Here is a 13,217-nt window from a genome sequence, read left to right as displayed (position 1 = left end):
GATCGTTAAGCTGGGATTGACGCCCAGGTTGCAGGGAATAATAGAACCATCTAATATGTACATCCGGGGATAACCATGAACTTCAAATTTATCATTTACAACACCTTCGGCTTTGTTTTTTCCCATCGGGCAGCCACCGATGATATGCGCTGTTGTTGACATATTGAACAAAACCTCGGTGATCGTGTTTTGGGGTATGCCGTTGATCTTTTTGGCGTAATCCAGCATTACTTTTTGGCCAATATCAATATAGGGAAGTACGCGGTTCTCTTTTTTGTTCCAGATTGAGATCCGGAAGAAAGGAAAACGTTTATAGACCATTTTCATTGAATTTTCAACACTTTGCATTACCAGGAAGATCACCGATTTTTTTGCCCAGTTTTTTCCTACCATTATTTTCAGAAACTTAAAGGGATTCTTTAGAATATTAAAAAACAATTTTATGATACGAATAACCGGGTGCCCGGGTCCTGTTGCTAAGGTTGAAAATAACCTCATTGCATCAGAGCCATCAGGATATTTTACCACTTCAATATGGGTTTTTTCATCCGGGTTGAAGATAGATGTTATCGCAAGGCCGTGATTGAGCTTTTCTTTTGGAGCTGTTACCCCGCAAAGTGATTCTGAATTGGTTCTGAGGTTTTCACCCAGCTTGTCAGACAATGCTGTTAACGTTTTATTTTTGTGTTTCTGTTTTAGCAATATATTCATTGTTCCAAGCACACCTCCCGAAACTACCAATCCTTTACTAATGAAAGTCTCTTTATTTCGTTTAAACCATGATGTGCTGGAATGGGTATGGATATGGTAATGATCTTCCCTGAATTCGATTTGTTCAACCATGCGTTCGGCTTCTATCTCACTACCAAACTTTTTGGCAAAGAAAAGGTAATTTTTGTCTAATGTATTTTTCGCATTATGCCGGCAGCCAACCATACAGCCGGCACATTCAATGCAGCCTTTACGTTTTGGTCCCAACCCTTTGAAATAAGGATCAACTTCCTTTTCCGTATCGCCAAAATAAACGCCTACATTCACTCCTTCAAACGAACTTTCACGCCCCATGTCTCTCGCAACTTCCTGCAGCACTTCATCCTCCCGGTCAAATGATTTGTTCTTCGTTGTTCCAAGCATGAAACGAGCTTTTTCATAAAACGGCTCCAGGACTTTTTTCCAATCTTTGAAGTATGACCAGGCAGTATTACTAAAAAATTCATCGGGGGGGAACATGTGGGTATTAGCATAAACCAGACTGCCTCCACCTACTCCAACTCCGCTTAAAATGAAAACTTCTTTGAAAAAGGATAGTTTCTGAAACCCAAACCATTTGATCAAGGGAGCCCAGAAAAATTTAGGAAAATTCCAGTTTGTTTTCGGGAAATCTTTAGCCTGATAGGCTTTGCCTTTTTCAAGTATTAACACACTATATCCCTTTTCGGCCAGCCGCATGGCGGATACTGAGCCACCAAAGCCGGAGCCAATTACGATATAGTCATAGATTTTTTTGTTCATTAAAATGGAACTATGTTTGTATAATTGAATTAAGATTTACAACTCATCTTCTTTAATATCAGTCATTTTCATTATGCTTCGTTAATAATACTTTCTTCCCTAACTTCCAAATATCCCTCAACTGTTTCATAAATGTTTTGTATTAATTCTTCCATAGTATCAGCTTGTGTAAAGCAACCTGGTAAGGAAGGAACTTCTGCCCAATAACCTTTTTTTTCATCCTCATGTATAAGAATTTTGATTTTCAGGATAGTTTTAAATTTAATCTATGATTTTTGTGCTGAATTTGTAAAATTAATTTTCTACACTGTTTGCAAATATAATCATTATTTTACATCTTAGTATAACTATTATTGTTAACGGTTTGAATATGGTGCGTTTGGCATTTCAACGCTCCAAACTTTCAATGTACTACTAAGTTAATTTATTGCTACAATCTTCATTTTTAGCATTATCTACCAAATGCACTATATTTTTTGTTATGCAATGTTATTATTATTCTTTAATAAATTTTCTAGTAACTTCTACATTCTCAATCGTTAATGTCATTATATATAGTCCAGTTGATAATGCGTAAAGATTAATGATATTTTCTTTATTTTGTTCAACAAGGACTTCGTAACCCAAAGCATTATATATTTTAATGTTAGAAATTGTTTTATCTGTTTTAATGTATAATAGGTTATTAGCAGGGTTTGGGTAAATTATCAAGTCTAAATTAGAATTGAGTTGTAGCAAATTATTGACTAATTTTTTATACAAATAAACACCATTCCCCCCTAAAAAAACATTATCAGTATTATCCGTATTTTTTATCGTTATACATCTAATTCTTTGATTTGAAGTTATACTACTGCATGATATAGTGTCCCAAGTTGCTCCTTGATTTTCAGAATAGAGTAAAGGCACCTTGTTAGAGCCTGATGATTTCAAGCCTGTAACATATAAAATATTTTTATTTACAGGACTAAATTCAATATCTGTATAATACAAACTGAATGGTGAGTTATCCGCCCATAGATTTAACACTTGTAACCAATTCTCACCTTCATCTGTAGATTTGGCAATCACTCCTTCTCCAGCAGCGTACCAAATAGAGTCGTCAATGGCTAAATCATGTATTGCATTATCTCCTGCAAAAAATGAATTCATTGCAGGAATTGTCCATGTTTTGCCGTAATCATTTGAGTATTGCAAATATGCAGAAAAGAAACCCGTTTCACCTCCAATTAATAATTGCGAATGATTGGTAGGGTTAACCATAATAAAACGGTCTGTTTGTTTTGTGTTGTAAATACTTTCCCATGTAATTCCGCCATCATTGGTTTTCAATTGGTGGTTTAGAAAATACAGGGTGTCGTAGTTGTTGGTAGGATGCGCAATATGGTCAAGAAATTGATAGCTATTAAAATTTGAGGTGTCTGTATTCATTAATACAAAAGTATTGCCAGCATCATTAGATTTATAGATCTGTGTTGTATTTGTCGACCCTAATTGTATTAGAGAAATAAAGGTTTGATAGTTTTCTACTAAAGTTTGTACAACATAATAGCCTTGTTTACCACAACTCAACCAAACTGTGTCAGTACTGAAAATATTTTTTTTATATATACCATTTTCAGTACTTGCATAAATTGTATCTGAATAAATCGTTAAGTCATTAACTTTAAATTCATTTAGCCCTAAATTTGTCCACTGAGCAAAAGCATTAAATACTGAAAATTGGAATATTAGAATAGAAATTAATTGTTTCATTATTCAAGGTGTTTCTTTTTTTAATATTGCATAACGACTGTATAAACCATCTATGGTTTATTTTACATTTATAGATCAACCCTTTGGGAAGGCAATTCCCGGTTAACGATCTCAAATGCTGCCGTAGCCACTGATTCAAAAACTTCAACCTTTTTGGTTTTCAGATCAGTTAATTCCAGCTTTAGTGCGGCCATTTTGCTATTATAACACCAAAGATTGGAATTATCTGTATCGGTATATTCCACAAGTGCTACTTTTTGCGGTGCAGTGGCTGTTCCTTTGAGCATTACTTTTGAGTTTTTTACCATAAATTCCCATCTGCCATCTCCAAACGCTGATTGAGCAGTCAGCAATTTTATGGTAGAGGAAAACACATACCTTCGCTCGCCTACAATTAGAATAAATGAAGAAAGTGGCTTTGTTACTTTGCCGGCTAATTTGATACGGGCAGACAGACCTTCAAAGACCACGTTTTCCTGTCCTTCAAAATTGTTGCAATGTGCCCATGCCCATGAATGAGCGCTCTTTTTGCCATAGATATGGCCAATCATACCTGGCCGGTCTTTTAGGGTAATAATTTCCGAACCAACTTTGACAGTACCAGAAAAACGCAGGTCCAGAAAACAGGCATCGTAGGTGCTTTTGGCTACCCGCAGGAATTTTACTAAAGGAGGAACATGCTCAAACCGGTGGCCATTAGCTGTAAACTCAAGGTCCCAGGAAATATCGTTAGCTTGTCCTATCGCATTGGCACCGTCAAGGTGAGCGCTGCCCAGGTGAAAAACCTGCGGAAGATCCTGAAATCGTTCTGTATTCTTGTTATCGGGAATGATAATACAGTTTGATGGAGCTAAATCACCCAGGGGCCATGTTTGTTTTCCAACAGCCACTCCCCCCGAGTATTCGGGGGGAGCTCCGCTTTGCTCCGATTTTTCATGATCAAAAAGAATTGCCCAGGCGCTTGCCTCTTTTTTCACTCCATTAATGATGGTGTACCTGAACCAAAAAGCTCTGCCCGGTGAAATATCAATCTTGCCAAACCAAACTTCATAATGAGGAGATTTGGCGGGGTGAATACGTGCAAATCCCTTTACAAGTTTTTTGGATACTACAGAAGAATGTGTAATAAATAAAGTAATCGCTACAAAAGCATCTGTTAAAGCACAAAGCAGCCATGCAGGGCCATTGGTGATGGAAAGTACTAAAAACCCGGCAACACTTATAGTTTTAGCTGAAAGAATCGTAACATAAGGTGCTTGCCGTTCAGGATAACGGGCAGTTGTTCTTGCTAATAATACCAGCGTACCCATGAGAGAAAGCGTGAGAATGTACCACAAGCTGCCGGTTGGGACCAGGATAGTACCATTCAATCCGATACTGTTTGCAAAGTGCGTAAGCGATTGCCCTAATTGTGCCGGAAAGATCAAAAACAAAAGTCCGGCTATAAAAAATGCTACGCTCCAGGTTTTGGCGACTATAGTGTATGAACTTAAATTTCGCATGAGTCAAAATTAACATTTAAAAACAGAAACCAATAGGAAATTAATTTAAAATAGATTTACCTTCTATCATCCTGTATAGAAGTATTCAATATTATAAAATTACCAGCAAATTCATCGGATGGCACAACCCTATATCCACCTGAGCCATCCGATGATGGCCACCCAGAATCCAACACCTGCCCGCCAAAGGCCTATGGCAGGCGGGTCCAATATCCAATATTCATCGCCCAACTCAGATTACAAATCTGAGTTACATTAAAACCCGTATTCTTCATAATCCTCACTAAATTCATCAGAATCAAATACGGGGTTTATCTCTAGCCTTGAATGTTCATATTGCTCATACAGCCCCTGATCGTCATAGACTTTTATTACAACAGGGATCATTTTTTGTTTATCTATGTAAATGGTCATTTTCTTAGCATAATCATTGGGTATTTTGATCACCTGCCCCTGGTCAACATCATCATAATTATCTACTTTTTCGTTCTTTTCCAGTATCATGTGTTCAGATAACTTAAATTTTTTGGCAATGGTAAGCAATGTCTCTCCCTCTTTGATAGTATAGTCTATGTATTTAAAATTAGGATTCATCATAAATATTTTGTAACATTCAATACCTTTCCACTCCACCGTAACATAATTTTTGACCATGGATGCAGCCTGGGTCCCGTATTTTTTCAGCAGGGATTCCAGTATTGAAACCGTCTTGTCAAAGCCAATCCCAAATATGGTATGATGCTGATCTGCCCGCATTAAGTCGCCATAAGGATCGAGCTTGAGATTAAACCATGGAAAACTATTTGGTGCAACAAGGGCTTTATCCTTATTAGCTCCGCTAACATATAATATTTCCACCCCCTCATTCGGATAAGCTTGTTTTACGTATATTTTGAACGGCTCACGCATCCATTTTACATACATTTTTTGTTCGATCATTTTACCTTCTATACGCTCAAAGGTTTTTAAGGTAAATTCCATTGTTTGGACTCGCTTTGCTGTGGCGATCATTTGATTTGTCAGGTCGTAGCCAGACTGTGCCCGGTTAGTTTGGGTAAATCCGAATAATGACAATAATAGCAGGTAAAAGAAAAATTCAAAGTTCATAAACACAGATAGTTTAAAGTTTATTAAGACTTGATGGAAACGCAAATTAACAAATTAGATTTTACCGGACAAAATATCTAAATCTTTATTTAAAAAATTATTACCTTTGTATTTTTGCGCATGGCGCATAGCATTCATTGTATGCTATATCCTATGCACTATCCGTTTTGCGCCAAGCACCATGCGCTACGCTCTATGCGCCTAATGTACCAACACTTCTTTAAAAGATCTCTTGATCTGGTTATTTCCATCTTGCTGCTCATTGCCACTTCTCCTGTTTTTATTGTGGCAGCTCTTTTGTTGGCAGCAGCAAATCAGGGAAAGATGTTTTTTGTTCAAAAACGGCCAGGCTTACAAGCCAAACCTTTTTACATCATTAAATTTAAAACCATGAATGATAAAACAGACAGAAACGGGAATTTACTTCCGGATAATAAAAGACTTACATTTGCAGGTAAAATTATTCGTAAGACATCCATTGATGAATTGCCGCAGCTGCTCAATGTTTTGAAAGGAAACTTAAGCCTGATAGGTCCCAGGCCGTTACTCATGGAATACCTGCCACTTTACAGCAAAGAGCAGGCAAAAAGACACCTGGTAAAGCCCGGGATCACAGGCTGGGCACAAGTCAATGGCAGGAATGCTATCACCTGGGAGAAAAAATTTGAATATGATATCTGGTACGCAGAACATATTTCTTTTTGTTTAGACGTAAAGATATTTTTTATCACTATATTTAAGATCCTGAAGATGGAAGGGATAAGGTCGGTGAGTAGCGCTACGATGGAGAAGTTCAAGGGAAGCAGTGGCAGTTGACAATGACAATCCAGAACCCAGTAACCAGAGCCCAGCAACTGTTCATTAAGAGCACAAATAATAGATTGAAATATAAATTTCATTTAAACATTGAAATTCCGATACTATTAACTAACGAATTTATTAATGATCTTATACGGAGCAAGCGGCCACGCCAAAGTTGTAATTGATTGTATTTTCGCTAACAAAGTAGATATAAAAGGCATATTTGACGATAATCCTGATCTAGTGCTTTTGAATGATATTAAAGTGATTGGGGTATATCAGCATGATCATTTACCCAATGAAAAAATTATTATTTCAATTGGAGATAATTTAACCCGGAAAGAGGTCTCTCAAAAAGTAAAGCATAATTTTGGAAAAGCAATACATCCTTCTGCTATTATTTCAGAATTTGCGCAGATAGATGATGGAACGGTAATTTTTCACAGAAGTATTGTACAATCCGGCTGCAGCGTAGGCAAGCATTGTATCTTAAATACCATGTCGTCTATTGATCATGATTGCGTGCTGGAAGATTTTGTACATATTTCTCCAAATGCCGTTTTATGCGGGAATGCAAAGGTTGGTGAAGGTACTCTTATTGGTGCAGGAGCATCCGTAATTCCAGGCATTCATATTGGAAAGTGGTGTGTGATCGGTGCAGGAGCTGCTATTATTGATGATGTTCCTGATAATACTGTAGTAGTGGGAGTGCCGGGTAGGATAGTAAAGAAGTAGCAGGGGCAGTAGCAGTAGGCAGTTGACAGTAGACAATAGACAATAGACAATAAACAATGACTAATGACCAATATCCAGTGTTAAATTGCATAAATAATCTATATAATTGAATTTAAGTCCCAAGTCCCAAGTCCCAAATTCCAAGTCCCAAATTCCAAGTAAAAAGTAAAAAGTAAAAAGTAAAAATATGGAGGCGGTTTTTTTCATTTTAAATTTTCTTTGTCTTTGGATTTACTTTTATTTTCATTTCACAACCTTCGGAAATTTCAGATGGAATATGGGAGGGAATTTCCGAAGTTTTCTTGTTAGAAGGTTTCTTGCTCTTGGTCATATTTGCGTTTATTCTTATTTGCATTCATTCTACTGTTAAATTGCATAAATAATCTATATAATTAAATTTAAGTCCCAAGTCCCAAGTCCCAAATTCCAAGTAAAAAGTAAAAAGTAAAAATATGGAGGCAGTTTTTTTCATTTTACTTTTTACTTTTTACTTTTTACTTGGAATTAGCTTTTTCCCGCCTCAAAACCTGTTTGCAAATCTATAGAAAACTTACACAACTAAACACTAGCATCAAGTATCAAGCAACTTTGCTTTCTCCCAATACTTATCAAGTTCTTTTAAATCCATCTCTTCAATCTTTTTTCCCTCCTTTTTTATTTCTGCTTCAAGATGCTGGAACCGTTCTATAACTTTTTTGTTTGTGTGTTCAAGCGCATCTTCAGGGTTTATCTTTAAAAAACGGGCATAATTGACCAATGAGAACAACAAATCGCCAAACTCATTCTCCGCTTTTCCCAGGTCTATTTGTTGGTCATCCAGGCCGTTAAATTCATCCTTAAACTCATTGAGCTCCTCCTCTATCTTTTCCCAAACCAGTTGTCTTTTAGCCCAATCAAAACCGACAGCAGCAACTTTTTCCTGTATTCGTAAAGCCTTTATCATAGCAGGCATTGATTTGGGAATTCCTTCAAGAATAGATTTTTTACCATGCTTTAGTTTCAACTTTTCCCAATTGTGTTTTACTTCTTCTTCAGTCTCTGCAATAATATTTCCATAAATGTGTGGATGCCGTTTTACTAATTTATCACAAATTCCGTTCAAAGCATCTGCAATATCAAAATCGTTGGTTTCGGAAGCTATTTGGGCATAAAAGATAATATGCAGCATAAGGTCTCCTAGTTCTTCTTTAATTTCACCGGTTTTGTTATTTAAAACAGCTTCTGACAATTCATAGACTTCTTCTATGGTCTTCATTCTCAGGCTTTGCATTGTCTGCTTTTTATCCCAGGGACATTTTACACGCAGTTCTGCCATTATAGACAATAACCGGTCAAATGCTACTACTTGTTTTTTCCTGGAAATTTGAAACCTATTTTTATTTGGAACTTTCATGAACTGAAATATGTTTTTTTTAGTAAAAATACTTATATTTGAGCAATCTTAAAAAATTGTCGTAAATATAAACAATCATGGCTACAGTTAGAAATGCCTAAAATGATAAAAAATTTTAGTTATTAGTTTTTGGTTGGTTAGTTATAGTTATTTAGTCACTGGTTTTAGTTTATTAGTTTTGTGGTTTAATTCTTTGCCTATACGAATATTTGCCCTACGAATTCGTAATTCGATTATTCGTAATTCGTAGAGATTAATGTGATTTTTAACAAAACAAATACCAAACCAACTAAGAAAGCATAAAACTAAATAACTATAAAACCAGAACCAAAAACCATTCAACTATAACTAACCAACCAAAAACCAATAACCAAATTAGTCATTTCTAATTTCCATCATGGCTACAGTTATATTATCAATTTGTTTAGTAGGATTAGCAATTGCCCTTTTATCGGTGAGGTTAATCTTCTTAAAGAAAGGTGAATTTAAAGGCACGTGTGCTACACAAAGCCCTTTCCTGAGAAAAGAAGGTATTGTTTGTGGTATTTGCGGTAAAGTGGTGGATCAGGAGACGGTTTGTGAGAAGGAAGGAGAAGAGAGATCATCAGATGATAGTTCTCAATTGGCAAAACAGGAGTTTATTTCTAATAACTAATCGGGATTATTTAACAGGGTTCTTATAGTTCTTGGCTCTAATAAAATCTATATCCGGCATAAGAGGAACCATAGGCGGGAAGTGCGGTGAATCGCTCTCCCCCATTGATGTAGTAAAGTTCACCGCTGCGTTTGGTACTCAATTAGCCCCCCTAAATCCTCCCAAAGGGGGGACTTCCCACTCCCTCATCCCTCCCAAAGAGAAAAGGGATGGAAAAGTCCCACCTCCGGGGAGGACGATGTCTAATGGACATCGGGCCAGCATTGCAGGAGGCGGGGGGGCTGCTCTGGTAGTCATTGGCCGTGATGCCCGTCCATCAGGCGAGATCATTGCTAAAATGGTTGCATCTACCTTACAAAGTCTTGGAATTAATGTTGTAGATCTGGGTCTGTCAACTACGCCCACCGTAGAAATTGCGGTGACAATGGAAAAAGCAGCAGGCGGCATCATCATCTCAGCCAGTCATAATCCGGTTCAATGGAATGCGTTGAAGTTTTTTAATGATAAAGGTGAGTTGATCTCTGCTGATGAAGGAGAAAATATTTTTAAGCACGCTGAAAATTCAACATTCCATTTTGCCGAAGCTGGCAACCTGGGCAGTTACCGCCAGGATAACAGCTATATTCAGAAGCACATAGACAAAATTTTAGCACTTCCATTGGTTGATGTTGAAGCCATTAAAGCAAAGAAATTCAGAATTGTCACTGACTGTGTTAATTCTACCGGGGGACTGGCAATACCAAAACTCCTGAATGCATTAGGCGTCAGTGAGGTGGTAGAATTAAACTGTACCCCCAATGGCCTGTTTCCCCATAACCCGGAGCCTCTTCCGGAAAATCTAACAACCCTTGCCAACGAAGTTAAATTACAAAGAGCCCACCTGGGCATTGCCGTTGACCCTGATGTTGACCGGCTGGCGCTGATATGTGAAGATGGTGAAATGTTTGGCGAAGAATATTCGCTGGTGGCTGTGGCAGATTACATCCTGAAAAATAATAGAGGAAATACTGTTTCAAACCTTTCTTCTACCAGGGCATTGAAGGATATTACTGAAAAAGCAAACTGCCGGTACTTTGCTTCGGCTGTAGGAGAAGTTAATGTTGTAAAAGCAATGAAAGAACACGATGCCGTGATCGGAGGTGAAGGGAACGGAGGGATTATTTACCCGGAGTTACATTATGGCAGAGATGCCCTGGTTGGCATTGCATTGTTTTTAACGCATTTGGCAAAATTCGGGAAGTCTATAAGCTTATTGAGGTCAACGTATCCCAACTATTATATTTCAAAAAACAAAATAGACCTTGAAGAAATCGATACAAAGCATATTTTTGAGGAAATAAAAAAGCGATATAACAAACAGCCAATCAATACCATTGACGGTGTAAAAATAGAATTCGATCAGCAATGGGTTCATCTCAGAAATTCAAACACCGAACCCATAATCAGGATATATGCCGAAGCAGAAACAGCAGCAACAGCGGATTCTTTAGCAAATAAAATAATGGGTGATATCAAAGAAATTATCACAGAAGAAAAAGAATTACCCGAATAAATTATTTTTTATCTTTCATTAGTTTTCTCTCTTCAATGAGATCTTTAATTTCAGTTATTAGCATGATGCTGAAAAAAGTAATTAAACCAACACCGAAAATAATAATACTTAGAAGTACCATTTTTTATAAAAGGTTTTTTAATTTTCTAATTTTAAAATAGTAAATTATACAATGGGTAAACACAATAAGAAAGGAAAAAATTCCTAACAAAAGTAGAAATAACACATATTTATCCGTGTAAGCTTTACTTATTATAATTGTTGAGATCCCTGCAATTAAAGCGATTAAATAGTATGAAAATATTTTGAAAAGTTCTATCTCTGCAGTTAATTTATTTTCAATATTTTCTTTCTTCATATTACAAAATTAATTAACTTTATTTATTTAACGAAATTTTAATAAACAATTTTTTTGTTTTTTAAAAAAAGCAGAAAAAATATGCAAGTATATTTTGATAATGCAGCCACCACTCCTTTAGACAATGAGGTATTTGAAGCTATGAAACCTTTTATGGTAGAGCACTTTGGTAATCCTTCTTCCATACACGCTCATGGCAGAGAGGTTCGTGCTGCTATTGAAAAAGCCAGAAAAACTGTAGCTTCCTTATTAAATACATCGCCATCTGAAATATTTTTTACCTCCGGAGGTACAGAAGCCGATAACACAGCCATCATTTGTACCATCAGAACTTTGGGAATTAAACACGCAATCACGAGCGAGATAGAGCACCCTGCAGTGTTGAATAGTTTCAATAATCTTGAAAAGAATGGCGAAATAAAACTAAGTTTCGTTAAATTAGATAATAAAGGCCATATCATTATTGAAAGCCTGGAAGAGCTGCTTAAGAACAATTCCGGCTCTTTTGTTTCGCTCATGCATGGTAATAATGAGATCGGTAATTTAGTTGATATTGACACGATTGGACAACTGTGTGAACAGTACCAGGCAATATTTCATTCTGATACGGTGCAGACAATGTGTCATTTCAAACACGATATACAAAAATTAAAAATGCATTTCATTGTAGGCTCAGCTCATAAATTTCATGGGCCAAAAGGTGTCGGTTTTCTGTATTTGAATGACAAATTAAAAATAAAGCCTTTTATTGATGGAGGGGGACAGGAGAGAAATATGCGTGGCGGCACAGAAAATGTTTACGGTATCATTGGCCTCGCCAAAGCTATGGAAATTGCATATAAGAACATGGAAGTACATAAAAAACATATACAAGGACTAAAATCAAGGATGATCAAAAAAGTAGTAGATAACATTGAGAATGTCGGATTCAATGGTGATTGTACCTCAGAAGATAAAAGCCTTTACACTGTCTTAAACATCTCCCTGCCTAAATCGGATATCAACGAAATGCTCCTTTTCAATCTTGATATTGAACATATATCTGCTTCCGGAGGCAGTGCCTGTTCAAGTGGTGCGAGTGTTGGCTCGCACGTTTTAAAAGCTATCAACGCAGACCCTGACCGGGGTGCGGTACGATTTTCCTTTAGTAAGTATAACACAGAAGAGGAGGTTGATTATGTGGCGGATAAGCTGGTGGAGATGTATAAGGGTGCAAAGCGTATGGCGGGGGCTGTCTAATAAGGGCACCTCTAAAAATTAAAATTTTGTAAATCAGATAGCTATTTCATAAATTTGGGTAAAAATTATAACAAATGACAGAAAACTTCAAGCCAACTGGCACAACAGGGTTTTTCGGGGAAGAATTTCGCTTAGAAAAGCTCAGCAAACAGGGCGACCTGTCTCATTCATCAAAGCCGACAACGGTTTAGACAAATGACTTACAAAAAATTTATACTGACACTTTTCATTCCGACAATTTCTTCTTTTTGTTTTGCACAAACGGACAGTTCCACATTTCATCAAATGGACTTTCCTCCACAGACAGCGTTTTCATCACAATCGTTTCGGCTCAAATCTTACACGCAAGACAATTACTTATTATTCCAAAAAATTTATTTGCACCCAAAATACGCAGACACCTTTTTCACACGACCGATTTACTACGACAGTTTTCTCAGACGAGATTTTTCATACAAGTTTAACCCGATAAATCCTTGGCGGACAAGCGACCCTTTTGACGCAATTATAAATGGCTCGACTAATTATTTAATACAAGCGGTGGACAAAAAACTCTTTTATAAAAATAGGTATAGGCGTTTAGTTGTCCCTTTTAAGTAACTGATAGT

At 36.8% G+C, this 13,217-nt stretch carries 11 protein-coding genes; 5 read left to right on the top strand and 6 right to left on the bottom strand.

All coding sequences use genetic code 11. The annotated features are described in order from the left end of the window. From FVQ77_12230 to FVQ77_12210, 5 genes are all read right to left on the bottom strand, one after another. Positions 1–1,512: GMC family oxidoreductase (locus FVQ77_12230; protein MBW8051081.1), on the bottom strand; the 1,512-nt coding region annotated here is incomplete at its 3' end. Positions 1,513–1,583: 71 nt separating this feature from the next. After that, positions 1,584–1,760: a type II toxin-antitoxin system HicB family antitoxin gene (locus tag FVQ77_12225; protein ID MBW8051080.1), complete on the bottom strand. Its 177-nt coding sequence runs from the start codon at positions 1,758–1,760 to the stop codon at positions 1,584–1,586. 247 nt (positions 1,761–2,007) lie between these two features. After that, the gene (locus FVQ77_12220; GenBank protein ID MBW8051079.1) at positions 2,008–3,267 is read right to left on the bottom strand and encodes a T9SS type A sorting domain-containing protein; all 1,260 of its coding nucleotides are present in this window, start codon (positions 3,265–3,267) and stop codon (positions 2,008–2,010) included. 68 nt (positions 3,268–3,335) lie between these two features. Further along, positions 3,336–4,769 (bottom strand): hypothetical protein, encoded by a 1,434-nt coding sequence (locus tag FVQ77_12215; GenBank protein MBW8051078.1) that lies wholly within the window; start codon positions 4,767–4,769, stop codon positions 3,336–3,338. 255 nt (positions 4,770–5,024) lie between these two features. Then, on the bottom strand, positions 5,025–5,876 hold the full coding sequence (locus FVQ77_12210) for a DUF1571 domain-containing protein (GenBank protein ID MBW8051077.1): 852 nt from the start codon (positions 5,874–5,876) through the stop codon (positions 5,025–5,027). A 204-nt stretch (positions 5,877–6,080) separates the two neighbouring features. Between FVQ77_12210 and FVQ77_12205 the strand changes: the two genes are divergently transcribed. Both FVQ77_12205 and FVQ77_12200 read left to right on the top strand, forming a co-directional pair. Then, a complete protein-coding gene (locus tag FVQ77_12205) occupies positions 6,081–6,692 on the top strand; it encodes a sugar transferase (GenBank protein ID MBW8051076.1) in 612 nt (203 codons plus the stop codon). 126 nt (positions 6,693–6,818) lie between these two features. After that, complete coding sequence (locus tag FVQ77_12200; GenBank protein ID MBW8051075.1) at positions 6,819–7,412, top strand: acetyltransferase; 594 nt, start codon at positions 6,819–6,821, stop codon at positions 7,410–7,412. 571 nt (positions 7,413–7,983) lie between these two features. Here FVQ77_12200 and mazG read toward each other — a convergent pair. Next, on the bottom strand, positions 7,984–8,805 hold the full coding sequence (mazG, locus tag FVQ77_12195; GenBank protein MBW8051074.1) for a nucleoside triphosphate pyrophosphohydrolase: 822 nt from the start codon (positions 8,803–8,805) through the stop codon (positions 7,984–7,986). A gap of 397 nt (positions 8,806–9,202) precedes the next feature. Between mazG and FVQ77_12190 the strand changes: the two genes are divergently transcribed. The 3 genes from FVQ77_12190 to FVQ77_12180 all read left to right on the top strand — a co-directional run bounded on the left by FVQ77_12190 (position 9,203) and on the right by FVQ77_12180 (position 12,609). Beyond that, positions 9,203–9,460 carry a hypothetical protein gene (locus FVQ77_12190; protein ID MBW8051073.1) on the top strand — a complete coding sequence of 86 codons (258 nt, stop codon included), beginning with the start codon at positions 9,203–9,205 and terminating at the stop codon, positions 9,458–9,460. Positions 9,461–9,698: 238 nt separating this feature from the next. After that, positions 9,699–11,012 (top strand): phosphoglucosamine mutase, encoded by a 1,314-nt coding sequence (glmM, locus tag FVQ77_12185; protein ID MBW8051072.1) that lies wholly within the window; start codon positions 9,699–9,701, stop codon positions 11,010–11,012. Positions 11,013–11,451: 439 nt separating this feature from the next. After that, entirely contained in the window at positions 11,452–12,609 is a 1,158-nt protein-coding gene (locus tag FVQ77_12180) for a cysteine desulfurase (GenBank protein MBW8051071.1), read from the top strand. The last annotated feature ends 608 nt before the right edge of the window (positions 12,610–13,217 follow it).

The sequence above is a fragment of the Cytophagales bacterium genome, assembly GCA_019456305.1.
GTDB lineage: Bacteria > Bacteroidota > Bacteroidia > Cytophagales > VRUD01 > VRUD01.
The sequence above is the reverse complement of the archived record's forward strand: the minus strand, read 5'-3'. Positions and strand labels throughout refer to the sequence as shown.

Coding starts and splice junctions, on each gene's coding strand:
- FVQ77_12210 (MBW8051077.1), bottom strand. CDS start 5,876: ATGAACTTTGAATTTTTCTTTTACCTGCTATTATTGTCATTATTCGGA.
- FVQ77_12180 (MBW8051071.1), top strand. CDS start 11,452: ATGCAAGTATATTTTGATAATGCAGCCACCACTCCTTTAGACAATGAG.
- glmM (MBW8051072.1), top strand. CDS start 9,699: ATGTCTAATGGACATCGGGCCAGCATTGCAGGAGGCGGGGGGGCTGCT.
- FVQ77_12215 (MBW8051078.1), bottom strand. CDS start 4,769: ATGCGAAATTTAAGTTCATACACTATAGTCGCCAAAACCTGGAGCGTA.
- FVQ77_12200 (MBW8051075.1), top strand. CDS start 6,819: ATGATCTTATACGGAGCAAGCGGCCACGCCAAAGTTGTAATTGATTGT.
- FVQ77_12190 (MBW8051073.1), top strand. CDS start 9,203: ATGGCTACAGTTATATTATCAATTTGTTTAGTAGGATTAGCAATTGCC.
- FVQ77_12205 (MBW8051076.1), top strand. CDS start 6,081: ATGTACCAACACTTCTTTAAAAGATCTCTTGATCTGGTTATTTCCATC.
- FVQ77_12220 (MBW8051079.1), bottom strand. CDS start 3,267: ATGAAACAATTAATTTCTATTCTAATATTCCAATTTTCAGTATTTAAT.
- mazG (MBW8051074.1), bottom strand. CDS start 8,805: ATGAAAGTTCCAAATAAAAATAGGTTTCAAATTTCCAGGAAAAAACAA.